The organism is Aeromonas sp. BIGb0445, assembly GCF_024809075.1.
Classification (GTDB): Bacteria; Pseudomonadota; Gammaproteobacteria; order Enterobacterales; family Aeromonadaceae; genus Aeromonas; species Aeromonas rivuli.
This window is the reverse complement of record NZ_JANUES010000003.1, coordinates 418,992-442,576: the sequence shown is the minus strand read 5'-3', so window position 1 is coordinate 442,576 and position 23,585 is coordinate 418,992. Positions and strand designations below refer to the sequence as shown.

Below are 23,585 nucleotides of genomic sequence, written 5' to 3'. Positions count from 1 at the left end.
CCTTGTCCCGCACGGGGGCGCCCATCTGGCGCTGGGGTCAGCTGCTGGGGTTCAACCTCTATTGGTGGCTGGCGGTCAGTGAGCAGCTGATCTGGCCGCTGGGGCTCTTGCTGGCACTACACCTGCTCTATTCGCCAACCCCCTGGCGGGATCTGCGGTTGTTGCCTCTGGCATTGCTCGGCTGTGCCCTGGACTATGGATTGATGGTGCTTGGGCTCTTTGAATTCGATGACGGCTTTCCGTCCTGGCTCGCCCTGCTCTGGCTCGGGTTTGCCCTCACCCTGGCCCATGGTCTGGATTGGCTGGCCAATCTGCCCCGCTGGCAACAGGCCGTGCTAGGGGGGCTGGGTGGCGCCGGCTCTTATCTTATCGGTGCCAAACTTGACGCAGTACACTTAGGATCTGAAATAGGAGGATGGGGCATCGGGGATGGGGGCATCTGGTCAGGTGGCATCATTTTACTGCTCATATGGAGCTTTTTGTTGCCCCTCCTGGTGAGGCTAAGGGTCATGCTTTGGAGGTGAGTCAAGATGAACACCTTTTCGACCGAGACACTGCTTTTTTCAAAATGGACCAAGGAGACTCAGTTCGAACAGGCCGAGCGCTTCTTTCTGGTGATCTCTTGCCAGCGGGACGGCCAGGGCCAGCTCAACAGGGTCATTTTGCAAGACATCAATACCTTGCAAGAACAGGAGCTAGATTGGCATGAACTGGAAGATCCTGCGCGTTGGCACATGGGCTGGCATTAGCCTGCTCTGTTGGAGCGCTGTGAGCTGGGCGGCCCCCTGGCAGCAGCTTCGAACTGTGGGGCAGGGGGAGATGCACTGGCTCTGGTTCAAGCTCTATGACGCAACCCTCTACAGCCAGGATGGCCGCTATGTGGCGCGCCGCTACCCTCAGGCGCTCTCCCTCACCTATGCCCGGGACATAGACAGGCAGGATATTCTGGATGCTACCGGCCAGGAGTGGCAGCGGCTGGGTCTTGGGGATGCGCAGCAGCAGGGTCGCTGGCTGGGGGCGCTGTCGAGCCTGCTGCCCGACGTCAACAAGGGTGACAGGCTCACCTTCTATGTCAACGAGCAGGGGCTGGGTGAACTCTGGCTGCGGGACGCCCCCCTGGGCCCCATCACAGAACCTGGCTTTCCTGACGCTTTTCTCGCCATCTGGCTCGCCGACAACAGTCGGGATCCGGCCCTGACTCGCCGCCTGCGTGGTCAACCCTGATGCGGGTAGCGATCCTGCGTCGCTGCATCCTCGTATCTCATCTGTGAGGCATAGCCCGGGTCAGCATCACTGACACCGGGCTTGACCCGATCCCTGTGATGGAGGCTCCAGACAAGAGCCACACAGTGCCAGGGGGTTGCAGTCCCACCATCAGGAGTCCGTTATGACTGGATATCATGGCCGCGGGCGCGGCATCATTCTCTTGCTGCTTCTGGCCTGCCTCGGCGGCTGTGGGGTGAGCCTCGATACCTATCGCGGCCAGGGACCAGACTGGGATCTTGCCCGCTTCTTCAACGGCAAGCTGGTGGCTCATGGCCTGGTGACCGACCGTAGCGGCGAGGTGACCAGTCGCTTCCGGGTCGAGATGCAGGGGCATTGGCAGGATGGCAAGGGGGAGCTGTTCGAGCAGTTCTATTTCGATGACGGTCGGCGACAGATCCGTACCTGGCACCTCGTCAGGGGAACCGACGGTCACTGGCACGGCACCGCGAGCGATGTGGTGGGGGAGGCGGTGGGCAAAACCGCAGGCTTTGCCCTCAACTGGCGCTATCAACTCGATCTGGTGCTGCCGGATGACCAGGTGGTGCGGGTCAGTTTCGATGACTGGATGTATCTGCTCGATGAGGATCGCCTCATCAACCGGGCCGAGATCAGCAAGTTTGGCATTCACCTCGGCGAGGTGATCCTCTATATCGAGCGGCAGGAGACCACTGCGCCCTCCCGAGCCTCATCATGATCCTCGGGAGAGCGCACTGATAGCCAATTCCTATCAGCGGCTTAGTTAACAACGATTACCTTTTGAGTCTGCCTGGCGATAAGCTACTCCTGTTTTCAAATCTGGAGGTGCATGATGAAAAATCCAATTGGTCTGGATACCGCCCAATCTCAAGCCCTGGCAACCGAGCTGAATCAGCTGTTGGCCAGCTACCAGATCCTCTACATGAATGTGCGTGGCTTCCACTGGAACATCCGTGGCAACCAGTTCTTCGAGCTGCACCTGAAATTTGAAGAGATCTACAACGATCTGCTGCTCAAGGTCGATGCCCTGGCCGAGCGCATCCTCACCCTGGATGGGGTGCCCATGCACAGCTTCAGCGACTATCTCAAGGTCTCCGCCATCCCCGAGCAGAAGGGACTGCACGACGGCCGTGCCTGTGTCGAGTCGCTGCTGGAGAGCTTCCGCGAGCTGCTGGTGGCCCAGCGCCGCATCCTGGGGCAGGCCGCTGAGGCCGGTGACGAGGGCACGGCGTCCATCCTCTCCGACTATGTGCAGCAGCAGGAAAAACTGGTCTGGATGCTGCGCGCCTATCTGGCCTGATCCTTTGTTGAAGCGAGTTTTGTTGTAAACCTTTGTTGTAAACCTTTGTTGTAAACCTTTGTTGTAAACCTTTGTTGTAAACCCGAGTTGTCTCTCCTTTTATCCACCCGCTTGCCGCCCTGTTTGGGCGGCTTTTTTGTTTTTGATCTGCATCAATGAAAACTTAATTGGCAAATTGAATGCCTATTAAGTTTTTCACGAGGGGCATAGAATCGCCACAAAACAAGTAACTGAAATGTCCAATTAGGAGAGGCATGATGTTTTGTGTGCAATGTGAACAGACAATTCGTACCCCGGCAGGCAATGGCTGTGCTTATGCACAAGGCATGTGCGGCAAGACGGCCGAAACCTCGGATCTGCAGGATGTGCTGATCTATGCGCTGCAGGGCCTCAGTGCCTGGGCGCTGGCCGCTCGCGAGCACGGCGTCATCGACAACGAGATCGATGCCTTCGTGCCCAAGGCCTTCTTCGCCACCCTCACCAACGTCAACTTCGACTCCGCCCGCATCGTCGGCTATGTCAACCAGGCGCTGGCTCATCGTCAGCAACTGGCCGACCGTCTGGCCGCGCTGGCGGTGCAAGTCACCGGCTTGCCCGAGGCTGCCGGCTTCGAGCCGGGTGACGAGCTGCTCGCCCAGCTGGCCCATGCGCCGCAAACCGCGGTCAATCGCGGCAAGAGCGAGGTGCACGAAGACATCATGGGGCTGCGTCTGCTCTGCCTCTACGGCCTCAAGGGCGCCGCCGCCTACATGGAGCACGCCCGGGTGCTGGGTCAGCAGGATAGCGCCGTGGCGGCCGAGTTCCATCGCATCATGAGCTGGCTCAGCACGGACCCGAGCGAGCTGGATCCCCTGTTCAAGTGCGCCATGGAGATCGGCCTGCTCAACTTCCGTGTCATGGAGATGCTGGATCTGGGCGAGACCAGCGCCTTCGGTCATCCGGAACCGACTCAAGCAAGGGTCACCCCGATCCCGGGCAAGTGCATCCTGGTCTCAGGCCACGACATGATGGATCTCAAGCTCATCCTGGAACAGACCATGGGCACTGGCATCCATGTCTACACCCACGGCGAGATGCTGCCGGCGCTGGCCTACCCCTTCTTCAAGCAGTACCCGCACCTGGTGGGCAACTACGGCTCCGCCTGGCAGAACCAGCAGAAGGAGTTCGCAAACTTCCCCGGCGCCGTGGTGATGACCTCCAACTGCATCATCGATCCCAAGGTGGGCGACTACAGCGATCGCATCTTCACCCGCTCCATCGTCGGCTGGCCGGGGGTGACGCACCTGGAAGGGGATGACTTCTCTGCCGTGGTGGCGAAAGCTTTGGCGCTGGACGGTTTCAAACACACCGAGCTCGAGCACTTCATCACCATAGGCTTTGCCCGCAACGCCCTGATGCAGGCCGCCCCGGCGGTGATCGACAAGGTGAAAGCCGGTGAAATCAGCCACTTCTTCCTGGTGGGGGGCTGTGACGGCGACAAGGCCGAGCGCGCCTACTTTACCGAGTTTGCCAAGGCCGCCCCCAAAGACAGCCTGCTGCTCACCCTGGGCTGCGGCAAGTACAAGTTCAACAAGCTCGACTTTGGCGACATCGGCGGTATCCCCCGTCTGCTGGACGTGGGCCAGTGCAACGATGCCTACTCCGCCATCCAGCTGGCACTGGCGCTCTCCGAGGCGTTCGAGTGCGGCGTCAACGATCTGCCGCTGACCCTGGTGCTCTCCTGGTTCGAGCAAAAAGCCATCGTCATCCTGCTCACCCTGCTGGCACTCGGGGTGAAAGACATTCGCACCGGCCCGACCGCCCCGGCCTTCCTCACCCCGGCCCTGCTCAAGGTGCTGGAGGAGCAGTTCGGTCTCAAGGGAACCACCACGGCCGAAGCAGATCTGGCCGAGATACTGGCGGCCTGATCAAGGTGCTGGAGACATAGTCCGGTCTCAAGGGAACCCCCACGGCCGAAGCGGATCTGGCCGAGATCCTGGCTGCCTGATCAAGGTGCTGGAGACATAGTCCGGTCTCAAGGGAACCACCACGGCCGAAGCGGATCTGGCCGAGATACTGGCGGCCTGATCCGGGTGCGGCCCACCATGTTGTAAGCCTTTGGCGAGCCCCCGGCTCGCCTTTTTTCACTGAGATGCCTTTTAAAAAAGAGGAGCCTTGCGATGACTTCCACCTCTCTTTCCCTGCGCTGCATTGGCCGCCGCACCGACACCCACGACGTGACAAGCTGGCAGTTCGCCGCCGTTGATGGCCACTTGCCCCCCGTGCTGGCCGGTCAGTGCGTGACCCTGCACACCGAGATAGACGGCCAGCCCCAGTGCCGGGCCTACACCCTCTCCTCCAGCCCGCAGGACGCGTGCTGGCAGATCACCATCAAGGACGTGGGGCGGGTCTCCCACCATCTGCACCAGAGCCTGCAGGTGGGGGACCAGATCCGGGCCGACGGCCCCTTCGGTGACTTCAATCTGACTGCGCTGCCCTGCGAGCGGCCGCTGCTGCTGAGCGCGGGCTCCGGTATCACCCCCATGTGGGCCATGCTGCGAGACGAGCTGGCCAGACGGCCCGATGCGGACATCCGCTTTGTCCACAGCGCCCGATCGCCAGCGGATGTGATCTTCGCCACCGAGCTGGCCGCGCTGGCCGAGGCTCATCCAGGCGTGCGCCATGCCCTAGTACTGGAGAGAGTGCAGGAAGATGCCCCGGTGGATCATCCCTGGGTGGGCCGGCTCAGCCCCGCCATGCTCAAGGAGCTGGCACCGGACTTGCTCGGCCGCCACGTCTATCTGTGCGGCCCGGCCCCTTACATGGTGGCGGTGAGCACCATGCTGGCAGAGCTGGGGCTGCCGGCGGCGCAGTTGCATCAGGAGTCGTTCGGCCTGCCTGCTGTTACATCGGGTGCGGCGCCGGTTGCGGCCGTTGACGACCATTTCTGGCTGACCCTCACCAAGAGCGGCAAGAAGGTGAAGATACTGCCGGGGCAGACCCTGCTCGCCGCCCTGGAAGAGGCTGGGGAGCGTATCAATGCCGCTTGTCGGGCCGGGGTCTGTGGCAGCTGCCGTTGTACCACCACGGGGGATATAGATCGCCAGAGCGTGGCGACCCTGACTCCGGCTGAGCTGGAGCAGGGAGTGGTGCTGGCCTGCTCTTGCACGGCCCGGGGAGATATTGGCCTGGATTGCTGAGGGCTCATTAGTATCTCACTCTTTTCCCGCCGGGTCAGGGCGAGTACACTCTGGCCAGTTTCACCAGAACACGGAATAAAAGAATGACAATACTGGTCACGGGCGGCGCCGGATATATCGGCTCTCACACCCTGGTTGAACTGCTCAATGCCGGGCAGCAACTGGTGGTACTGGATAATCTGTCGAACTCCTCCCTTGAGTCTCTCAGGCGGGTTGAGCGGATCACCGGCAAGGCCGTTACCTTCGTCGAGGGGGATATTCTCGACAGAGCCTGCCTGCAGGGGCTGTTTGCCTCGCACCAGATAGACGCTGTTATCCATTTTGCCGGGTTGAAGGCAGTAGGGGAGTCCGGCCAGATCCCGCTCACCTATTACCAGAACAACGTGACCGGCACCCTGGTGCTGTGTGAGGAGATGGCCAGGGCCGGCGTGTTCCGGCTGGTGTTCAGCTCCTCGGCCACCGTCTACGGCGATCCCGCCTCTGTGCCCCTGCGAGAAGATTTCCCCACCAGCGCCACCAACCCTTATGGTCGCTCCAAGCTGATGGTGGAGGAGATACTGCGGGATCTCTCCACGTCCGACCCCCGCTGGGCCATCGTCCTGCTCCGTTACTTCAACCCGGTCGGCGCCCACGAGAGCGGCCTCATCGGTGAAGACCCCAACGGCATCCCCAACAACCTGCTGCCCTATATCAGCCAGGTCGGGGTGGGCAAGCTCAAGGCACTGGGGGTGTTTGGCAACGACTATCCGACCCCGGATGGCACCGGAGTGCGTGACTACATCCATGTGGTGGATCTCGCCATCGGCCACCTCAAGGCACTGGCCCGCATCCAGAGCGACACCGGGGTGTTCACCTACAACCTGGGCACAGGTCAGGGCTATTCGGTGCTGGAGATGATCGCCGCATTTGAGGCCGCCAGTGGTCGCACCATTCCCTACCAGATAAAACCGCGTCGCCCCGGCGACATCGCCGAGTGCTGGGCAGAACCTCATAAAGCCAGTGCCGAACTCGGCTGGCAGGCAATGCGTGGGCTGGGACAGATGATGACAGATACCTGGCGCTGGCAGAGCGGCAACCCCGAGGGGTATAAGGGCTGACCGCCGACTGATCTGCAAGACAAGTAGCAAAACGCCCCGACCAATGGTCGGGGCGTTTTAGTTTGACAGCGAGAGTGTGACTAACCCGTTACTGGATGGCTTTACCGGCGCGCACATCTTTGATCACGTCTTGCAGGCTGGCCATGTCGCGGGGCGCACCACGGAGGATCTGATCGCCGATGATGAAACCCGGGGTACCCGAGATGTTCATGGCTTCGGCAAGGGCTCGGTTGGTACCCAGTGCCTTGTCTATGCTGTCATCCTTGAACTTGGCCTCGGCCTTGCTCCAGTTGACCCCGGCGCTTTCGGCGATCTGCTTGACCTGAGCCTCGCTGGCCAGGGGGCCCTGATGGGCATAGAGAGCGTCATGGAAGGCCTGATATTTCTCGGGCTGACTGAGCTCAACCGCGAGGGCTGCGCGAGCGGCATAGGCGGAGGTCGGGCTCAGTATGGGGAACTGCTTGTAGATGTAGCGAATGTCCTTGTCTTCGGCCAGCAGCTGCTTGATAAGGGGGTGAGCCCGTTTGCAGTAGCCGCAGTTGTAATCGAAGAACTCGATCACGGTCAGCTTGCCTTTGGGATTACCGGTTTCGGGATCCTTGGCGGCATAGAGCTCCTTGGCATGGGACTGGATCATCGCCTTGTCATTCGCGGATTGTTGTCCCTCCTGCTTGGCACGCAGGGCGTTGGACATCTCGACCAGGATTTCCGGATTCTTGACCAGATAATCACGCACTATCTGTTCGACATCGGACTTGGTCAGTTCGCTGGCCTGGACGGGGGCCGCGAGCAGGGAGGCGCCAGCCAGGGCGCAAAACAGGGCATGCTTGATCGTCTTCATTCCATCTTTCCTGGCATTTTTACAGTGTTGCCTATAGTGGTGTAGCCATAACCCAAGTCAAGCCATCTGCTTGAAAAAGCATGGATTATGACCTTTTTGTCTACCAGATGCGCCAAATAGACCAATAAAACAGCAAACAGTCTGACAGGGGATTTACAAGGGCACCGAGCATGGGTAATATCCGTCGCACTGCTGCGGAGGGGTGGCAGAGCGGCTGAATGCACCGGTCTTGAAAACCGGCGATGGGTGACCATCCGTGGGTTCAAATCCCACCTCCTCCGCCATCTATATAGCCCAACTGATTGATTCGGTTGGGCTTTTTTGTATCTATGATTTTTGGTATGCCAGTGAGTATGCCATTTGACGTTGGCTGTCCTACTCCTTGATAGCACTACCTTGGACAGGCCATTGCCACTATTCCCTTCAAGTTACCCAAAGCAAGTAGAGGGCCACTGGCCCTCTACTTGCTATCTATGTTGTCGGTTAGTGTAAACCGCGCTGTTTGTATTTCTTGCCGCTGCCACAGGGTCACGGCTCGTTGCGATTGACCTTGATAGGCGCCACCACGGGTTGAGCACGTGCCGGGTGCTCACTACGTTGCGCCAGAAAGTGGGCATTAAGGATACAAGCAGTAAAGCGGGCCTTGATGGCTTGCTCTTGCAGATGCTCATTGCTGAGCGCTTCCAGCGATGTAGGCATCGCCTCCAGCGGTTCAGCTCATCGCCAGTGGTCAGCATCAGTTTGTCGCAGCGGCTAAAAGAGTTGGCTTATTCCGCCTCAGACGCAGCATTATGTTTGAGTTCGGCAAATTTTGCCGCCATGGTTGGGTTGCCGCGAGTCAGGCGCTTGACTGTGAGATCTTCGGCCTTGTTATTCGCGAGCCGCAGGTTGTTGGCCGACTTGTGAAGCGCCTCTTTCGTTTTTTCCAGATCCTTGATGGCCTCATCGATGCGCTTGACCGCTTCCTCGAATCCCTCTGAAGCAAGACGCCAGTTGCGACCGAATGTGGTCTTGAAGTCGTCGAGTTGAGTTTCGAAGTTGGTGATGTCGATGTTCTGCGCCCTCACCAGGGCTAGCTCCGATTTATACTGGAGTGACTTCATCGCTGCATTGCGCAGCAGGGTGATGATCGGAATGAAGAACTGTGGACGGACGACATACATTTTCGGGTGGCGGTGAAACACATCGACGATCCCGGCGTTGTAGAGCTCATTGTCGGGCTCAAGCAGCGATACTAGTACCGCATATTCGCAGCCTTTCTCAGTGCGATCTTTGTCCAGCTCCTTTAGGAAGTCTTCATTCTTCTTCTTAGTGGCCGTTTCATCGTTCTCGTTCTTCATCTCGAACATGATTGAAACAATCTCGGTACCTGCTTCATCCAGATCGCGGAAGATATAGTCACCTTTGCTACCAGTCCGCGCGTCGTTGTCCTTCTCGAAGTAGGCCATCGGAAAGGCAGTGGCCCGGAGACGGTTAAACTCGATCTCGCAATGCTGTTCAAGGGTTTCACCGACCATCTTGGTCGATAGTTTCGCCTTCAGATCCTTCAAACGATCGATTGCATCGTCGCGATCCTTAAGCTGTGTCTCGTACTTGTCCTTGAGTGCCGTCTCGGCGAGCTGTTTTTCAAGTGCAGCCCGATCAAGCCCGTTCTTCAGTTCGTCGCGCTCCTTTTCAACCACACTGACCGCCTCGATAAGCGCGAGCCTTTGTGCGACTTCACCCGATTCAAGATTGGCTTGCAGGCGTTGGATCTCTACATCCTTGAGGGCGGCTGCATTCTGCAAGTCACTCAGGCGCTTCGCCTCGGCCAGTTGAGCAGCCGCGTCCTGCTCGTGCTTCGCCTTTTCCAACGCACTCGCCAGCGCGTCGCGATCCTTTTCCACGGCGCTCAGTGCCTCGCTGACGGCGAGCTTCTGTGCAACCTCACCAGCATCGAGCCTGGCCTTTAATTCCTGGATTTCAGAATCCTTGGTGGCAGCCGCTTTCTGCAGTGCGTTCAGGAGTTTGGCTTCGGCCAGTTGAGCGGCAGCCTCCTTCTCTTGTGTTATCTTCTCCAACGCACTCGCCAGAGCATCGCGGTCCTTTTCCACTGCACTCCGCGCCTCACTGACAGCAAGTTTCTGCGCAACCGCGCCAGCTTCGAGATCGGCCTTAAGCTTCTGGATTTCAGAATCTTTTGCTGAGGCGGCCTTCTGCAATTCGCTGGTAACCTTGGCCTCTGCAAGTTCCACAGCGTTGCGCTTGTCCTGTTCGGCCAGTTCTAGCCGATCGTGCAACTGCTGCTCGAAGTCGCTATCGCGAACTTGCTTCAGGATGTCTGCATACCCGGCCTCATCTATCTTGAAGGCCTTACTACAGTGTGGGCAGATGATCTCGTGCATGATTATTTCCCCTCAGTCTTGGCCAGGATTTGTTGGAGCATGTCTGGTACAGCCCCTTCGGCCTTGAGTGTTGCAGTCCGGTATGCGAGTTGATTCTTCACAAGACTAACGCCTGTGGCTGCCTCTAATTCATTGCAGGCGGTTAGCCACTCAGGCCAGTTAGCTATGAGAAACGACTCCAGATGGTCTTCAAAAATGGCAACTGTGGCACTAACGGTAGCTCCCGGAAAATCCTCTTCTGCAATACCGAAGTATTTCAGTATTGTCCGGTTCTCTTTGGCATTCTTTGCCAGTTCTTCATTGATCTTGTTTTGCTGCTTTCCTTTAGCTTTCGCTCGTGCCTCACATCCTCTGTCGGCATCGAAGAGCGCATAAACAGGGATACCGATCGCGGACAGGATTGCATGGACAAGAGGGATCGACGTCTTGCCTCCAACGGGGACGATGGAAATGCCAGTGGCTTCAAGCGCACCAAGAGATATCTTGTCGCCAATACCGTGGAATATCGATGACTCGGTGGTGCCCTCCACAAGAAAAGCGCGATGAGCAAAGAGCGCTACGGCCAGTTGATCCGAAACGACGCCGTCTAACTGACGTTCTACCACATCAGCATTCACTATCTGGTGCAGTCTAGCCTTCACATCATCAACAGTGGCAAAGTGGATTGTCACAGTCGGAGTATTTCCTGATGATCGCGTCAATCGCCTGACTTGATCAAAATGACGGGTCTCAAGGAAGTAAGGGCTGTGTGTTGCATATGTCACCTGGATGCACTTGTCGGGATCTTCGACAAGTGAGCGAAGCACTTTTGCAAACGCCTGTGCTTGGATTGGATGCTGAAAGAGTTCCGGCTCTTCAATCGCCAAGCAGATGACCCCTTCTGCTGATGCAGTCCCAGACTGTGCCAGAAGCTGGAGCGCTGAGATCAGAATCGTCCGCTGAAAGCCATGTCCCTGTCGGTCAACCGCAGTCTCTGTTGTGCCATCGAGCACAGCCACTTCGAAGGTAGTCTTAGGGGCTTTAAGCTCCACCTCAGCTGGGGAAACAGTTACTGATCGCCCCGGCGAATAAGACGCAACGACCTCGTTAAGCTGCGACGTTATTGCTTCGAGCTGCCCCTTGAACTTCTCCTCATACACTTTTTGCTGCTGTGCTCGTGACTCCTCGACTATCTTCGCAATCTCCTCATCAGCTGCTGCGCGGTCCACTGAACGTTCAAGAATTCGCCCGATGATACTCGACTTACCATCAAGCGATTCTTCACTGGCCCTAAGGTCGGCTGTGACCAACACGAAGTCAAAGAGCCCGCTCATTTTACCGCCGCTGTTAAAACCGAAAAAGTTGGTTTGCAACGATTCGAGTGCGTCTTCGAGCAAATCTGTATGCGATGCTTCCCAAATGGTCATTGCCTGTTCAATGGCCGTACCGGTATTGGCTGTCGGGAGTTCTAGCTCTGGGCGGCTAGTTTTGAGATTGGCATAGAACGCCTTTTTCTCCGCTACACCACTGGCAGCCTTGATAACGTTAAAGTCCGGGAAGCCTTTTGCATTGGCGGAGAGCATATCTGTGCCATCAGAAGAGCGACGTTTCCATGCGGTGAACGTCGTAGCTCCTTCTGGTGCATACTTGCCAAGTGCCTCACGGTCTTTCACTGTGAGGTCAGCGAATGTGACTTGAACTTCAATGTCTTCGTTAATCGCCCCAAATGAGCAGTCCTTTTCCGTCAGCGAACCTGGCTTGCCGTTGAAGAACCAGTCGAGAGCCCGAAGCACAGTAGATTTGCCAGCACCGTTTGGCCCAATGAAGGTTGTTACGGAGTCAAAAGGAATAGTAACGTCTTTTAATGCCCGGAAATTTCTGATACGAACGGATTGAATCTTCATTTCAGTTACGATTCCCCTTGGAGAGCCCGGTTATTGGTCTGTTGCAGATCGCTGCGGCACCCTAAACGACAACATCGCCACCCGCCCTGACAAGTCATCGAGTTTATACAAATGAGCCTTGCAGGACCATGGCGTGAGTCACATCAAGCCATCGGAGTAGCAAGTTTTCGTACCCGATGCCTGAACTGCTGTCAGGCATTAGTAATCGTTCCTATTGGCTATAAAGGGCTTCATTTGAGTGTGATCGTAATATGTAGACAGGTGAGACATGCAAGGAGTGTCGCCCCCCCCCTCAGACAGCGTATTCGACTATGGTTTCTCCCCCTAACGGGAGACTCAAAGTCAAAAGAAAGGCCACGAATTGGCCTTTCCCTTCGCACCTACACACTTATCACGGAGGAGTAAGTGCGGAAATGTGACAACACTCGGATCTGAGATCACGCCGTAGCGCAGAGCGTAGATCCTGGGCTTGCCACAGCATAAATCGCCACGTGGACATAGCCATGGCTGCCGAGGGTATCCGCTTCGCAGGTGAATCCGCCTTGCTGCAGGGTAATGCGCTGCTGGCGGCGGGCATCCAATTCCCCTCTCAAGAGCTTTCCTTCTAATTCCTCAATGATGACTGGGAAGGCGGCGTCCAGCTGGTCTATTGCCTCCTCTGCCCATTCGCCTACCAGTGAAGCCCGGTCTGACAGAAAGTGCAGGCGATGATACTCCTGGATAAGACGGGCACCAAAGCGCGGCGTCACGGTATGGGGCAAGCCCCACTGCGCAAAAATCCTGGTGGGCTGATCTGGTGTTGCGGGTTGTTGGGCATTGGTGTGGGTGGTTGTCGTGGTCATGATTAGCGATACCTCAAGTAGATGTCGATGATGGTGCCGGGCACGTTGTGGCGCTGGCGCAGTCTGGTCAGATGCTCTGTGAGGTCGGTCAGTCTGGCCTGCCGCCCCCGATAGAGCCGTGAGAGATTGATGTTGTCGGGATGGCTCACGTTGATGGTCACCTGATGCCCTAGTTGCCAACGACCAAACAGGCGTGCCTTGGCTTGCCTGATGGTGGTGATGCAGGGGCAGGTAGCGTCTGCCGATGACGCAGATGTAATTTGTTGAGCTCGGGGGCATAGCGATGCACCTCGAGCCCGGTGATAAGACAGGTCATGAGAAATTACTCCGACGATATAAAGGGCCAGCCTGAGATGGCTGGCCCTTTATATCGTGAGGGTGGGTTGCTGTTGACCGCTACCGGTTCAACGGTCAACTCAGCGCACGGGATACAGAGCGGTTCCTGCACAATCAGTTCCGTTCAACTATCATGCCGTATTACGCTCGCAGCACTTTAGAATCACTCGCAGCTAACTCAAGTTGCTTCCCCAATCTCTTAAACCTTGATCAAATCAGCACTCTTGAGCTTGAAGATGCACCCCTTGGCAATCAACTCGTCCCGGTTTGCCAGCACTAGTGGATAGAGCAGGGGCTGGCCCTCGTGCTCGCCGTGATAGCTCACCTGCAGTCGCTCCAGGGCGTAGTGCATCAGGGGGATACGCTGGTGGATCAACAACTGGCCATCCGTCATGGCGTAGTCGCTGGAGATGATGGCCTGTTTCCCCTTGCTCAGGCTGGAATTGGGGGTGACCACCGCAGTGACTTGGGTATTCCACTCCAGATCTTGATCCCGACCGTGAGAGGAGGCATCCAGTAGGTCCGGTTCCCCCCGAAAACGGCTCATCACGAAATCCAGATATTCCCCTTTCTTCTCGCAATAGGCCCGCACGTGCCAGCGGATCCCGTCATATACCAGGGTGTGAGGCACGATATTACGGCCACTCTGTTCCTCTGAACTGAGCGACACATAATCGACATCTACCCGAAACTGGCCGCGAGCTGCTTGTACCAACCCCCGGACAATCTTGGGGTCGATATGGCGGTTAGGCACATCCAGGATCTCGATATGGCCATAACGCAGATCCATCAGGGGTAGGGTTAACAGGCCAGCTTCGTGTTGGCGTTGATGCTGCTTTTCACGGTGTAGCAGCATCAGGTATTCATCCACCTTGCCTTCACTAAAACGTGGCAAAAACTGGTCGGTGGGTTTGTATCCCTTCAGGCTCCTGTCATAGACCAACCCATCAGGGGCGTAGTCGTTGAGATAGAGGTTGATATCCCTCGAGGCTTGCTGACGGCCGATGCTGAAGACGGTCATCAGATGATTGGTGGTGAGCCGTCCTTCCCACTGCAACACGATTTCCAGCAAGCGAAAACGCAGGGTCTGATCCCAGGTGAGTTCTTGGGGGGGCATATGTGCTCCAAAATGCGACATGTGTATGTAACCAGTATCGGCATGACTGTCCAGGCTACATATACTGACCCAGTTGTAAGTGTGTGCCAAAGGAGAATGTACACCTCATGTGGTACCAGCTCGTTTTCATTGATACAAGAATGATTTCTGTTGAACTGTCAGGATAAATCGAAATGGCCACACCTAAGGGGTTAGTGCTCCAGCTTCACAAACACTGGGAGATCGTAGAGGAGTTAGCCCGTCTATCCCGGGAATGGCCAGCTTTTGATGAGCAGACCATTCTTGGCATTATCAGTAAGCTTCACTGTGCTCCTGATGGAGAACCAGATAAGGCGGCAGAAGCGTTACGTGCATTGTGTAAAAGCGACGTGCTGCAATGTTTGGATCGCACAGAAACACTGCAAGTTAACCCTGTAGTGCTGGAGTTTGTTCGAAGCCTTACCCGTGAACATGAGCTGGGCCTTTCGTCCGTGCTCAAAGCCAGGGTTGATGGAATTAAGCAGGCGATTATGCAGACCTCGGAAGGGTTGGATCCATTCGATCATGAACTGATTCGTCAAGGGGCTGCTCGTCTTTCAGATCTGTTTCGCCAAATAGGACTGCAATTGGATGTTGACCGCCATGCCATCATGGATTTGGCTGAGCAAGCTAAATCCAGTGATTCGGCTCAGCCGATCCAGTATCGCTATCGGGCGGTTCTCGAAGCATATGACCAGTATGTTGAGCCGATGAACGAGATGATGGACTCCGGGCTCTCAGGTACTTTCTATCCCTATCTGGAGCAAGCAGAAAAGGTGCTGGATAAGGCGGTCGAAACCATGAACATCCAAGGCGGGCTCTATTCTCACCAATTGCAACTGCGCCAGGTTGCTTATCAAGCCAAGGAGCTGCAGCGATTGGGGCGGATTGTGGCACAGCAATGTGCCAGTACCTTATTACCTCTGCGGGAGGAGCTGAGGGAGCATAACAGCTTGTCGGCTGCGGTCAGCTATCTGCTAGGGCAGGTACGTAAGCGGGGCTTAATGAGGGGGCTCTCTTCACGTAAAGCATCGGAGGGCTTACCGGTTTGGCGGCAGGAACGTCCCAGGCGGGCGACTGTTGGATACGAGATCCTGCAACTGATGGCAGAAGCACTGGCCTACACACCTCAGTTGATCGCTTTTCCGGACGAGGTGACATTCGATGAATATTCGTTGGATGCAGTAGATGAAGACGCGCTCAAGCTGCACCTTTCATCAAGCATGCCGGTGGAAAACCTGCTGATCTGGCTGCAGCAACACTACGGGGAACATGCTGATGTCACCTTACTGCGGCTTTATCACGAATTAGTCAGAGAGCCGAGCTGGAAAGCCACCCATCACCGAGACAGTACCAAAACCGATCTGCAAGCAGTGCAGGTCCAATACCACCCCCATCGGATAGAACCATCATGAATGCCTTCGTCTCTCAATTGGAATCGCTCACAGCCTTGAGCGACCTGTTTCGTCTGTTCAACAGTGGCAAGCACCTCAATCGCGTAGCCGAGCCAGCTCTTTGGGCAGAGCTGGAACGTGAGCAGGATAGTTATCAGGCCCTGTTTTCCGCGCTGGGATTTGATCTGCGGATCGCACAGCGAGGTTACGCCTGGTTTCACACCGATGAGGCGAATAATTCGGTTAACAAGACGAGCAGCCAGTTCGCTTTGCTATTCATGTGTCTGTTCAACACCCAAGCAGATGTGGGGCAGCCATTATCACGCTTTGGTGACTGGCGCATCGACAAGCCGTTGATAGCCGAAGCGTATGAGCAACATCAGGAGTTGTTGAAGGCCGAAGGCCTTGATCTGGATAGATTCACCGGTTTGTTAGAGAGTGCCACCAGGTTGGGATTCGTCCTGGCGCATAACGGGTATTGGCAGCTACTGCCAGCCGTTAATCGCTATCTGGAACACTTCGAGTCCCTGATGTCCATGCAAGACGGCATTTTCGAGGAGCAAACGTCGGAGGGAGATGACCAGCCAGAGGATGAGGAGGAATATGTATGATCCAGTACGGGTTTGAGCACTTGGTGCTCTTGGGCAGTGCCGGTTATCAGCGAGCTGAGCTTCCACTCGATGCGTCTGTCTCCCTCATCGCGCCTAATAACACCGGCAAAACCAGCCTTATCAATGCACTGCAGTTTCTCTTGATCATAGATCAACGGGCCATGGATTTTGGTGCCCACGATCGCGAGAAATCCAGGCGTTTTTACTTTCCCAACAACAGCTCCTACATCCTTTTACAAGCTTGTCTGCCACAGACTGGAACCGTAGTACTGGGCTGTGTTGGTAAGGGGGTAAGTCACGATTACCAGTATTTTGCCTACAAAGGGGAGTTAGAACTGGACGATTATCGCTTGGAGGATGGAAATCTGGTGGCGGAGCCGCAACTGGTGAGTCATCTGGCCAGTCGCAAACGGTTGGTGACTATCTACAAACACCCCAGCGAATTTCGAGACGCCCTCTATGGCAGTAGAAAGAAGCGTTCAGAAAGCGAACCCGATTTTACCCTCTTCCATCTCGAGCACCAGTCCGACGCCGACGCCTATCGTCGGGTACTGACACAAACCTTGCGGCTAGACAAACTCACCTCTGGTCACGTCAAAAAATATCTGCTCGAGATATTCAAGCGGGACTTGACTGATGCTGCCATTGATTTCAAGCAGGAGTGGGAAAAGGCTTTTAGCGAGGTTAATAGTGAGAGAGCTCAATATCAGGCCGCATTGGAACAAGCCAAACGGATTGAGGAACTGGCTGAACGGGTTGAGTCTCGGCTTACTATCAGGGGCAAGATTGTCGCGTGGCGTCCCAAAATAGAAGAGGGCCTGCAACAGTGGCAGACCTATTATCAGCGCAGACTCGAGGAGTTGGCGGACAATGTGCGCCAACTCAAGGAAGAGCAGGGGCAGCAGCAAAGCCGAGATAGGGTGCTTACTCTTGCGGATAACGCAAAGAAGCAAGAGCGTAATGTGCTTGCCGGACAAGATGAACAGCAAAATGCACTGGGACGACGTTTCACCTTGTACTCTGGCAGAGGTCAACTCGAGACACAGTTGACAGCGCTACAGGTGCTACTGGAAAAGCAAATCACCCTACTTGGCCAGGCCAAAAGCCGTAGCGTGAAGGCTATCAAACTTGACATGGAGCAACGGCAAGCCGGGGGCCAGAGTCTGAGGGCGCAGAAGGAAACACTAGCAGATAATCTGTATCGACGATTATCCAGCCAATTGTCCGAGCCGGAGTTATCGCGACTTAATCGGGTATTGCAGTCAGGGGTCATGGGGTTAGGGCCTCAGTCGTTTGATTTAGATTTGTCACGATTACAAAAGCAGTTGGCGCAGTCTCCTGCAGATGCCCTGGAGCTGGCTGGTTTGCGGGTGAGCCTGGCAGGGTTATCCCCCCAGTTTCAGCAAATGAGTGAAGTCGAGCTGGATGAACGGATCTGCGACATAGAGAGGGAGATAGCCAGTTTACAGGAGCAGCAACAGGTTGCTGAGAAATGGGATGAAGCAGAAGCGTATAAGCAACAGCTTGAACAGGATAAAAAGCAACTGGAACAAGAGTTGGCGGAGTTCGATACCTGGCAGCAATTACTGGCACAGAGCGATGAGAGAGCCGCGCAGATAGCGGTTCTCAACGCCGATCTGGAGCTGCTCAAGGCCCAACTAGATGCATCGGTAGAGAGGGGGGAGCAGCTACAGAATAAGATTAATGCGCTTACACAGGAGCAGGATAAGTTGGCTTGGAGGCACACCCGGATTGAAGCCGAACGAAGCAGGCGTGAGGATCAGGGCCCGATGTTTAGCAACCTGAAAGATCGGCCCCACCATCCTTGGTTAGGGGAACCTGAATGGACGTTGGATCATTTGGATGAACGACTGCAGAATTATCAGGTGGACTGTAGACAGCTGCAGGAGTTGCACAAAACGCTGCAGCTAGGGTTGCAGTCGTTGCATGCTGGTGGACTGACCAAGTTCCAATTCAGCGAGGGTGATGATGTCGAGTGGGCTAAGATCCTTGATTTTCATCGTATTCTGCCAAAAGAGAAAGAAGCGCTAGAAAAACGTGCCCGTAGCGCGGTGATCAGTGTGGTGGCCAGTCTCAAGCAGCTCAAGCAGGGACTTGAGGCGTTCAAAGGACGAATGCGTGACTTCAATCGGCTGATCAGCCAACGCCAGTTGTCTGACCTCAAGGTATTCAAAATCGAAGCACGAGACGATATCGAATTAGTGAAAGCCATCGATACGTTGCTCAGTACAGCAGCGCAAGTGGATAGCGGTGAGAGCTTTGACCTGTTCAATCAGCAAAGTATTCTGGATAACGATGATGTAGAGCGCGCCAAAAAGTACCTGTTCGATGTTGGTAATAGACAGCAGGGGCTAAGGGTAGAAGACCTGTTTGGTCTGGAGTTTGTCATCGGCAAGCAGGACATGTCAGAAGAATCGTTTGAGGATATAGACAGTGCAGCATCTCACGGTACCGTGTTGATGGCCAAGTTGGTAACTGGTCTAGCCATGCTCTATTTGATGCAGCATAAGGCTAAGAAGATCCGTACTGTCTGCTATCTGGACGAAGCATTGGCTTTGGATTCCCGCAATCAGAAGAGTCTGATCGATATCGCGGAGCAATTCGGTTTTGCGCTGATCTGCGCCTCTCCCGCACCACTGGCTACAGCTCGTTACTGCGTTCCCATCCACCACAGAGACGGTAAAAATCATATCAATCGGCAAAGCTGGCAGATTTTATTGCCTCGGGGGTTGAACTCATGAGTAGAGCTCTTATTGCCGCGCTAAGAAAGCTGCGGCAATCGCCAGGAAATTGTCTTCCGAGTTCACAACTGACTGCGAGCCAACGGCGAGCCTTGGAGGGTTTTGGCCAAGCAACTGGCAGCGTTGTGATGAAGTCCAGGGGAAGTGGGGTCGTTTTTGAAGTGATTCTGCCAGTCGTGGTGGAACATCAGTGGCGGCAACTGGTGCCAGTCGAGCAAGATGATCTCGATGCCAACTTACCCAGCAGAGCCCGTAACATTGCCAGTACCCGCAATAGCAAAGGGGCCGAGCATAGCCATAGCATCTCCTACCTGTTGTTGAAGGCTGGGGGGGGCCAGGTCAGCTGGCAGAATGATCACAATCACCAGCTTAATTTGCGCGAAAGTACAGATAACTTTGGGGCCGCCGTATTGGCAATTCACTCCGGCAACTCATGGTGCACATCTCATCCCCTGTGGTTTGTAGAAAACCAAACGTTGTTTGACCGACTGGATTGGTTACCTTCGAACGATCCATGCAGCGTGGCTTATTACAGTGGGCAGCTGCCCAACAGTGTGATCGACTGGTTGTCTGAATGTCAGCGAGCTCCTGAGATCTGGTTTTTTCCTGATTATGATGGTGTTGGGTTGCTCAACTATGCTCGCATACGGGCAAGGCTAGGCAGTGCCGTACACATGTGGCTGATGCCGAATTGGCAAAACCTCTTATCTGAATTTGGTTGTGAGTTACTTTGGCAGGATACCCAACGCGAGTTCAAAATTATGCAGGGACATGCCTCCTTCAGTGACTTTGAGATGCCAGTAAAGCAACTTATTCAATTCATGCAAAGGAAAGGTAAGGCCTTGGAGCAGGAATCCGTATGGTTGTTATAACCATGTTGAGCATCATGCGGGGTGACGCTATGGATTGATAACGGGAGCTGTATTGAGCCGGTCCAGCAGGTGCAGCGAGCCGTACTGGGCCACCAGTCGGTCGATGGCCATCTGGGCGCAGGCCGTTCTGCTGGGCTTATTCTCAGGTATTGCGTAACGAGCGGTGAGCCAGCCACCGAGCAACGCGATGCGATAGCCGCTCGGGATGTGAGTCAGCGACGTACCGATTCCCCGCCCGCGAATTAGAAAGGGCACCGTGTGCCCGCCGATGTCGATATCCATACGCTGGCCCTTGAGCTCGAAGGTGGTGAGTTCGCCGGTTTGTGGATGTTTGCCAGGCACCTTGATGGTGATGTTCTTAGCCATCTCACACCTCCGGCTTGGCTTCAAAATGGCGGGCCACAACGCCCGCTTCCGGGTCGATACTGATAAATGCTGGGGCATGCGGGTGGTACTGATAGAGCCGCGCCAATTCAGAGCAAAACGCCTCGACGTTCGGTGCTATCACATGGCAGGTATCGCCCTCTGCATAGGTAAAGGTCTCGCGCTTCTCTGTGTTAATCCAGATACCGAAATACCAGGCGTCCTCCTCGGTGTCGTACTGCTGCCAGCCTTGGGCCAGTAGCGTCCTGTCGTAGTAGTAACGGTCTGCTTGATGGCTACCCCGGTCGATGCGGCAGCCGGTCACTGTAAGTTCAAACGGGATACGGCCCGCTTTGTGGGCTTTCTTGACTCGGCGCAGCAGCGTGATGGCCTTGGCTCTGCTGCGACTATTACCGAGCGGGTGCGGCTGTCTGGCCCGCAATGCGAGGTGGCTCATTATCTTTGGCGTAGTGTTGTGGTTGAGCTGACTGATGGCAGTTGTAATCTGCTTCGGCGTCAGGGTCTTGTAATCACGCAGGCCGTGCATGGTGTGGTTCCTTCAAATGCAAACAGCCCCTCGGTATGAGGGGCTGCATGGGGTGGTGGTGTGCAGTTGTGGGGGGATTGTCTATAGCGATTGCTTGAGGCGGTTGATGGCTCGTTGATAGCGACGGCGGTGGCTGTGCCAAATCACCCGCTCGGCGGCAGCCTCCAGCAGCGCGGTGGTCACGGTGCGAGGCAGGACCAGATTTGCCCCGTCCCAGTTATTCAGGTTCAGTACGCCGGAGCGCATCAGACTGGCCAACTGCGCATCGAGCTTGTGGGTCAGCGCCAGTGCGATGAACTCCTCGATATGGGCTCGGAGCCTGGTAATAGCGGCCTCTGGAACCATTGGTGGCGCAGTGGGCGTTTGGCTACTCCAATCCGGCGCGTCGTTGCTGCCATGGTTAACGTAGGCACCGACTATCACCCGTTGCCACTCGCCGACCGGTTGACCCACTGCATTACAGGTGCAGCGGAAGCGGGCGAAGTTAATCTCACGTGGCAGGTGTTCACGCATATCCCGTGGACTGACAAAGAGCGTGGTCTTGTGCAGCACAGGATTAGGGGCGACCAGTGGGCCACCAATAAGCCTCCCTTCCACATCGTGGGCATAGGCAAAGCTCGGCAGCATCAACTGTTGGCTGATGAGCTTGGTGAATGCTGGGTGGGCACATATGGCCTCCGCCACGGCGGCCTGGCTAAAGCTATCGCTGAATTCGATCATGGTATTGCTCCTGATGAAGAAGGGTGTGAGTGACTGTTCTGACCATCACATCTCTCCCCAAGGGGCTTGGTCCCACAGTGACAGCCGGGTCAGCACGTCTTGGGCGAGAGCTTGTTGCAACTGCTGTATCACCTTCACTAGCCGGGGGGCCTGTTCAGGGCTGCCGGTCCATTCGCTCGATTGGTACAGGGCGCAGCAGGTGAATTTATACAGCGCCACCAGTTCGGCATCAGTGAGTGGCGCCTGGTGGTAACGATGGGCTGGTTTAAGCTGGCTTAGCTTGGTCGAGCGGTGCTGACGTGGTTCCTTGCTGTCTTGCTGGCGTCCCCGCTGATAGCGATGCCAGACCGCCCAGCGATTAGCGAGCATCATCAGCCGTGCTAACCGGTCAACCCGCCACGCCCAGGTACTGGTCGTGTCTGCTGGCGGCATCCACCAGAGGGTGCGCAGAAGTTCCAGGGTGTAATGGGGTGGCATCGGGGCATTGCAGAAACGGTGTAACTGTACGGCAAAGGCAAGGTAGTCCTTGCGGTCAATCATAAAAGCAGACATGTCGGTGGTTCCTTGAAATGACAAAGGCCACCTTTGGTGAGGTGGCCCTGTTGAGCGCGATGGATTATCGGGATCATGCTGGTTGTGACTGATATCCGGGTTGAGGCACAGAAGGGTTGGGTTGAATGAACTCGGTTTAGAGGTAACGGCTTTTCGTGGTACGGACTACGGCGCAGCACAAGGCGCAGACCGAGACCCGTATCGTGCTCTTGCTAGGCGCTATCCGACAAGCATCCCCCGTTCAGCCAGCGATACCACGCCCTCAACGCCAACCACCAGATGATCGAGCAACCGCACATCCACCAGAGCTAAGGCCTCTCTGAGGGCCTGAGTAAAGACCCGGTCTGAGTGGCTCGGCTCCGGGTCGCCGCTGGGGTGATTGTGCACCACGATGATGGCCCCACAGTTGAGCATAAGGGCCCGCTTGACCACTTCCCGTGGATAGATGCTGGCGCTGCCCAAGGTGCCGCGAAACAGCTCCTCAAAGGCCAGTACACGGTGTCGGGAGTCGAGGAACAGTGCACCAAACACCTCGTGCTCCCGGTCTTGTAACAAGGTTTGCAGTCGCTCGGCAGCGACAGTGGTACTGGTAATGGCGGTGCCTTTGGCCAGGCGCTTACGGGCAATCTGATTGGCAATATGCAGCAGGTCTTGCTCGGTCACGGGTTCGGTGACGACATAGGTGCCGGGGCACTCCCCGGCTTTGAGTTTGTGGTAACGCATGGTGGTCTCCTGAAAAAGAAAAACCCCGGCACGAGGCATACCGGGGCTAAATGCAGAGGTGTTGTTGGTTTGCTCGAAAGGGGTGTTCAGTTGGCAGTGGTGGTGACTCCTGCCGTGGCTGTGGATTCACGCTTCACCGGCATCAGCGATCCGGGGACCAGCACGGTGAGCGGGATGGCCAGTACCAGGCTCAAGCGATCTGCCAGTTGGTAGGCAGGGCTGATGGTCTCGTAGTCAGCTACCCATGTGGCCAGGGCCAATCCGCTGGCCTCTACCGCCCGCAGGTAGATGCTGTAGCCCTGTACGGTCAGGCCACTATCACGCACCACTTGTGTTTCTCCCTCTCGATTGATGGCTTCCAGCTCAACGGCTATCGGTTGTTTGGGCATCGTGTGCCTCCTTTTGGGGTAAGGGGTCACTCTCCACGCGATAGCCGCGCTGGGTGCAAATTCGCTGCAGGTCAGCCAGGAAGCTTGCCAGCACGCGGGGCTGCTCAGAGAGCGGGACCGGTCCAGCCTGGCAGCGCCAAAAACAGCGGCGCGTGGGGTCAACGCAGATTTCATCCACGGGCTGACTCATGGTGCGCCAGTCATCAGCATTGGTGAGGGAGCGCAGTTGCCACTGCACGCCAGACCAGCGCAGATGCAGCGTGACAGTGCGGGCATGTGGGCTATCAGGAGTAAGGTGCAGCAACCAGCGCTCGCCCTGGTGAGTTGGCAGCAGCTTGGCCTTGGCGGCGACCAGGCCCAGCCACTGGCGTGAGTAATGGGAGAGCGGCAGTTCGCTAGTCATCACACACCTC

At 56.1% G+C, this 23,585-nt stretch carries 26 protein-coding genes, 1 tRNA gene and 1 pseudogene; 13 read left to right on the top strand and 15 right to left on the bottom strand.

The genetic code is table 11. From position 1 onward, the window contains the following. Nucleotides 1-2 precede the first annotated feature (2 nt). The 8 genes from M2367_RS08770 to galE all read left to right on the top strand — a co-directional run bounded on the left by M2367_RS08770 (nucleotide 3) and on the right by galE (nucleotide 6,818). On the top strand, nucleotides 3-524 hold the full coding sequence (locus M2367_RS08770; protein WP_404972864.1) for a DUF2878 family protein: 522 nt from the start codon (nucleotides 3-5) through the stop codon (nucleotides 522-524). A 6-nt stretch (nucleotides 525-530) separates the two neighbouring features. Next, entirely contained in the window at nucleotides 531-749 is a 219-nt protein-coding gene (locus M2367_RS08765; RefSeq protein WP_042041445.1) for a TIGR02450 family Trp-rich protein, read from the top strand. Further along, the gene (locus M2367_RS08760) at nucleotides 706-1,224 is read left to right on the top strand and encodes a chalcone isomerase family protein (RefSeq protein WP_042041447.1); all 519 of its coding nucleotides are present in this window, start codon (nucleotides 706-708) and stop codon (nucleotides 1,222-1,224) included. Before M2367_RS08765 ends, M2367_RS08760 begins: the two co-directional genes overlap by 44 nt. 163 nt (nucleotides 1,225-1,387) lie before the next feature. Further along, nucleotides 1,388-1,960, top strand: a complete 573-nt coding sequence (locus tag M2367_RS08755; RefSeq protein ID WP_259236460.1) for a DUF3833 domain-containing protein — start codon at nucleotides 1,388-1,390, stop codon at nucleotides 1,958-1,960. A 114-nt stretch (nucleotides 1,961-2,074) separates the two neighbouring features. Continuing rightward, complete coding sequence (locus tag M2367_RS08750) at nucleotides 2,075-2,542, top strand: Dps family protein (protein WP_259236459.1); 468 nt, start codon at nucleotides 2,075-2,077, stop codon at nucleotides 2,540-2,542. Nucleotides 2,543-2,799: 257 nt separating this feature from the next. After that, nucleotides 2,800-4,449: a hydroxylamine reductase gene (gene hcp / locus M2367_RS08745; RefSeq protein ID WP_259236579.1), complete on the top strand. Its 1,650-nt coding sequence runs from the start codon at nucleotides 2,800-2,802 to the stop codon at nucleotides 4,447-4,449. Nucleotides 4,450-4,701: 252 nt separating this feature from the next. Continuing rightward, on the top strand, nucleotides 4,702-5,721 hold the full coding sequence (locus tag M2367_RS08740; protein ID WP_259236458.1) for a hybrid-cluster NAD(P)-dependent oxidoreductase: 1,020 nt from the start codon (nucleotides 4,702-4,704) through the stop codon (nucleotides 5,719-5,721). Nucleotides 5,722-5,804: 83 nt separating this feature from the next. Continuing rightward, nucleotides 5,805-6,818, top strand: coding sequence for a UDP-glucose 4-epimerase GalE (gene galE, locus M2367_RS08735; RefSeq protein ID WP_259236457.1), 1,014 nt, complete (start codon nucleotides 5,805-5,807; stop codon nucleotides 6,816-6,818). An 88-nt stretch (nucleotides 6,819-6,906) separates the two neighbouring features. On the opposite strand, the gene M2367_RS08730 is transcribed toward galE, so the two are convergent. Continuing rightward, nucleotides 6,907-7,659 (bottom strand): DsbA family protein, encoded by a 753-nt coding sequence (locus M2367_RS08730; RefSeq protein ID WP_042041457.1) that lies wholly within the window; start codon nucleotides 7,657-7,659, stop codon nucleotides 6,907-6,909. A gap of 196 nt (nucleotides 7,660-7,855) precedes the next feature. Here M2367_RS08730 and M2367_RS08725 point away from each other — a divergent pair. Further along, a tRNA-Ser gene (locus M2367_RS08725) sits at nucleotides 7,856-7,943 on the top strand. A 199-nt stretch (nucleotides 7,944-8,142) separates the two neighbouring features. Here the strand turns inward: M2367_RS08725 and M2367_RS20490 are convergent. The 7 genes and pseudogenes from M2367_RS20490 to M2367_RS08695 form a co-directional block, all read right to left on the bottom strand. Beyond that, a pseudogene (locus M2367_RS20490) lies at nucleotides 8,143-8,187 on the bottom strand (SEC-C metal-binding domain-containing protein); the annotation flags it as partial. After that, nucleotides 8,188-8,358 (bottom strand): hypothetical protein, encoded by a 171-nt coding sequence (locus tag M2367_RS08720; protein ID WP_259236456.1) that lies wholly within the window; start codon nucleotides 8,356-8,358, stop codon nucleotides 8,188-8,190. It abuts the pseudogene before it with no gap. A 68-nt stretch (nucleotides 8,359-8,426) separates the two neighbouring features. After that, nucleotides 8,427-10,043, bottom strand: a complete 1,617-nt coding sequence (locus tag M2367_RS08715; protein WP_259236455.1) for a DUF2130 domain-containing protein — start codon at nucleotides 10,041-10,043, stop codon at nucleotides 8,427-8,429. A gap of 2 nt (nucleotides 10,044-10,045) precedes the next feature. Continuing rightward, nucleotides 10,046-11,926: an ATP-dependent endonuclease gene (locus M2367_RS08710; protein WP_259236454.1), complete on the bottom strand. Its 1,881-nt coding sequence runs from the start codon at nucleotides 11,924-11,926 to the stop codon at nucleotides 10,046-10,048. 437 nt (nucleotides 11,927-12,363) lie between these two features. Further along, nucleotides 12,364-12,768, bottom strand: coding sequence for a type IV toxin-antitoxin system YeeU family antitoxin (locus M2367_RS08705; protein WP_259236453.1), 405 nt, complete (start codon nucleotides 12,766-12,768; stop codon nucleotides 12,364-12,366). 2 nt (nucleotides 12,769-12,770) lie between these two features. Next, nucleotides 12,771-12,929: a hypothetical protein gene (locus M2367_RS08700; protein ID WP_259236452.1), complete on the bottom strand. Its 159-nt coding sequence runs from the start codon at nucleotides 12,927-12,929 to the stop codon at nucleotides 12,771-12,773. Between the two features lie 374 nt (nucleotides 12,930-13,303). Beyond that, nucleotides 13,304-14,221, bottom strand: coding sequence for a WYL domain-containing protein (locus M2367_RS08695; protein WP_259236451.1), 918 nt, complete (start codon nucleotides 14,219-14,221; stop codon nucleotides 13,304-13,306). A gap of 173 nt (nucleotides 14,222-14,394) precedes the next feature. On the opposite strand from M2367_RS08695, the gene M2367_RS08690 reads away from it, so the two are divergent. The 4 genes from M2367_RS08690 to M2367_RS08675 are packed head-to-tail and all read left to right on the top strand — an operon-like array spanning nucleotide 14,395 to nucleotide 19,878. Next, on the top strand, nucleotides 14,395-15,654 hold the full coding sequence (locus M2367_RS08690) for a hypothetical protein (RefSeq protein ID WP_259236450.1): 1,260 nt from the start codon (nucleotides 14,395-14,397) through the stop codon (nucleotides 15,652-15,654). After that, the gene (locus M2367_RS08685) at nucleotides 15,651-16,244 is read left to right on the top strand and encodes a condensin complex protein MksE (RefSeq protein ID WP_259236449.1); all 594 of its coding nucleotides are present in this window, start codon (nucleotides 15,651-15,653) and stop codon (nucleotides 16,242-16,244) included. The genes M2367_RS08690 and M2367_RS08685 overlap by 4 nt, the downstream gene beginning before the upstream one ends. Beyond that, entirely contained in the window at nucleotides 16,241-19,006 is a 2,766-nt protein-coding gene (locus M2367_RS08680) for a hypothetical protein (protein WP_259236448.1), read from the top strand. The genes M2367_RS08685 and M2367_RS08680 overlap by 4 nt, the downstream gene beginning before the upstream one ends. Then, a complete protein-coding gene (locus tag M2367_RS08675) occupies nucleotides 19,003-19,878 on the top strand; it encodes a hypothetical protein (RefSeq protein ID WP_259236447.1) in 876 nt (291 codons plus the stop codon). The genes M2367_RS08680 and M2367_RS08675 overlap by 4 nt, the downstream gene beginning before the upstream one ends. 27 nt (nucleotides 19,879-19,905) lie before the next feature. Here the strand turns inward: M2367_RS08675 and M2367_RS08670 are convergent, their stop codons facing one another. The 7 genes from M2367_RS08670 to M2367_RS08640 all read right to left on the bottom strand — a co-directional run bounded on the left by M2367_RS08670 (nucleotide 19,906) and on the right by M2367_RS08640 (nucleotide 23,575). Then, nucleotides 19,906-20,244 (bottom strand): hypothetical protein, encoded by a 339-nt coding sequence (locus M2367_RS08670; RefSeq protein WP_259236446.1) that lies wholly within the window; start codon nucleotides 20,242-20,244, stop codon nucleotides 19,906-19,908. Between the two features lies 1 nt (nucleotide 20,245). Then, nucleotides 20,246-20,788 carry a hypothetical protein gene (locus M2367_RS08665; RefSeq protein WP_259236445.1) on the bottom strand — a complete coding sequence of 181 codons (543 nt, stop codon included), beginning with the start codon at nucleotides 20,786-20,788 and terminating at the stop codon, nucleotides 20,246-20,248. Between the two features lie 81 nt (nucleotides 20,789-20,869). Beyond that, nucleotides 20,870-21,508 (bottom strand): hypothetical protein, encoded by a 639-nt coding sequence (locus M2367_RS08660; protein ID WP_259236444.1) that lies wholly within the window; start codon nucleotides 21,506-21,508, stop codon nucleotides 20,870-20,872. A 45-nt stretch (nucleotides 21,509-21,553) separates the two neighbouring features. Further along, a complete protein-coding gene (locus M2367_RS08655; RefSeq protein WP_259236443.1) occupies nucleotides 21,554-22,060 on the bottom strand; it encodes a hypothetical protein in 507 nt (168 codons plus the stop codon). Nucleotides 22,061-22,279: 219 nt separating this feature from the next. After that, entirely contained in the window at nucleotides 22,280-22,783 is a 504-nt protein-coding gene (radC, locus tag M2367_RS08650; protein ID WP_259236442.1) for a DNA repair protein RadC, read from the bottom strand. 86 nt (nucleotides 22,784-22,869) lie between these two features. Continuing rightward, on the bottom strand, nucleotides 22,870-23,172 hold the full coding sequence (locus M2367_RS08645) for a hypothetical protein (protein WP_259236441.1): 303 nt from the start codon (nucleotides 23,170-23,172) through the stop codon (nucleotides 22,870-22,872). After that, nucleotides 23,147-23,575, bottom strand: a complete 429-nt coding sequence (locus M2367_RS08640; RefSeq protein WP_259236440.1) for a hypothetical protein — start codon at nucleotides 23,573-23,575, stop codon at nucleotides 23,147-23,149. Before M2367_RS08640 ends, M2367_RS08645 begins: the two co-directional genes overlap by 26 nt. Nucleotides 23,576-23,585: the final 10 nt, after the last annotated feature.

What these genes read in the sequence shown, in the direction of transcription:
- M2367_RS08765 (WP_042041445.1), top strand. Translation starts at nt 531, where the DNA reads ATGAACACCTTTTCGACCGAGACACTGCTTTTTTCAAAATGGACCAAG.
- M2367_RS08760 (WP_042041447.1), top strand. Translation starts at nt 706, where the DNA reads ATGAACTGGAAGATCCTGCGCGTTGGCACATGGGCTGGCATTAGCCTG.
- M2367_RS08755 (WP_259236460.1), top strand. Translation starts at nt 1,388, where the DNA reads ATGACTGGATATCATGGCCGCGGGCGCGGCATCATTCTCTTGCTGCTT.
- M2367_RS08750 (WP_259236459.1), top strand. Translation starts at nt 2,075, where the DNA reads ATGAAAAATCCAATTGGTCTGGATACCGCCCAATCTCAAGCCCTGGCA.
- hcp (WP_259236579.1), top strand. Translation starts at nt 2,800, where the DNA reads ATGTTTTGTGTGCAATGTGAACAGACAATTCGTACCCCGGCAGGCAAT.
- M2367_RS08740 (WP_259236458.1), top strand. Translation starts at nt 4,702, where the DNA reads ATGACTTCCACCTCTCTTTCCCTGCGCTGCATTGGCCGCCGCACCGAC.
- galE (WP_259236457.1), top strand. Translation starts at nt 5,805, where the DNA reads ATGACAATACTGGTCACGGGCGGCGCCGGATATATCGGCTCTCACACC.
- M2367_RS08730 (WP_042041457.1), bottom strand. Translation starts at nt 7,659, where the DNA reads ATGAAGACGATCAAGCATGCCCTGTTTTGCGCCCTGGCTGGCGCCTCC.
- M2367_RS08720 (WP_259236456.1), bottom strand. Translation starts at nt 8,358, where the DNA reads ATGCCTACATCGCTGGAAGCGCTCAGCAATGAGCATCTGCAAGAGCAA.
- M2367_RS08715 (WP_259236455.1), bottom strand. Translation starts at nt 10,043, where the DNA reads ATGCACGAGATCATCTGCCCACACTGTAGTAAGGCCTTCAAGATAGAT.
- M2367_RS08710 (WP_259236454.1), bottom strand. Translation starts at nt 11,926, where the DNA reads ATGAAGATTCAATCCGTTCGTATCAGAAATTTCCGGGCATTAAAAGAC.
- M2367_RS08705 (WP_259236453.1), bottom strand. Translation starts at nt 12,768, where the DNA reads ATGACCACGACAACCACCCACACCAATGCCCAACAACCCGCAACACCA.
- M2367_RS08695 (WP_259236451.1), bottom strand. Translation starts at nt 14,221, where the DNA reads ATGCCCCCCCAAGAACTCACCTGGGATCAGACCCTGCGTTTTCGCTTG.
- M2367_RS08690 (WP_259236450.1), top strand. Translation starts at nt 14,395, where the DNA reads ATGGCCACACCTAAGGGGTTAGTGCTCCAGCTTCACAAACACTGGGAG.
- M2367_RS08685 (WP_259236449.1), top strand. Translation starts at nt 15,651, where the DNA reads ATGAATGCCTTCGTCTCTCAATTGGAATCGCTCACAGCCTTGAGCGAC.
- M2367_RS08680 (WP_259236448.1), top strand. Translation starts at nt 16,241, where the DNA reads ATGATCCAGTACGGGTTTGAGCACTTGGTGCTCTTGGGCAGTGCCGGT.
- M2367_RS08675 (WP_259236447.1), top strand. Translation starts at nt 19,003, where the DNA reads ATGAGTAGAGCTCTTATTGCCGCGCTAAGAAAGCTGCGGCAATCGCCA.
- M2367_RS08670 (WP_259236446.1), bottom strand. Translation starts at nt 20,244, where the DNA reads ATGGCTAAGAACATCACCATCAAGGTGCCTGGCAAACATCCACAAACC.
- M2367_RS08665 (WP_259236445.1), bottom strand. Translation starts at nt 20,788, where the DNA reads ATGCACGGCCTGCGTGATTACAAGACCCTGACGCCGAAGCAGATTACA.
- M2367_RS08660 (WP_259236444.1), bottom strand. Translation starts at nt 21,508, where the DNA reads ATGATCGAATTCAGCGATAGCTTTAGCCAGGCCGCCGTGGCGGAGGCC.
- M2367_RS08655 (WP_259236443.1), bottom strand. Translation starts at nt 22,060, where the DNA reads ATGTCTGCTTTTATGATTGACCGCAAGGACTACCTTGCCTTTGCCGTA.
- radC (WP_259236442.1), bottom strand. Translation starts at nt 22,783, where the DNA reads ATGCGTTACCACAAACTCAAAGCCGGGGAGTGCCCCGGCACCTATGTC.
- M2367_RS08645 (WP_259236441.1), bottom strand. Translation starts at nt 23,172, where the DNA reads ATGCCCAAACAACCGATAGCCGTTGAGCTGGAAGCCATCAATCGAGAG.
- M2367_RS08640 (WP_259236440.1), bottom strand. Translation starts at nt 23,575, where the DNA reads ATGACTAGCGAACTGCCGCTCTCCCATTACTCACGCCAGTGGCTGGGC.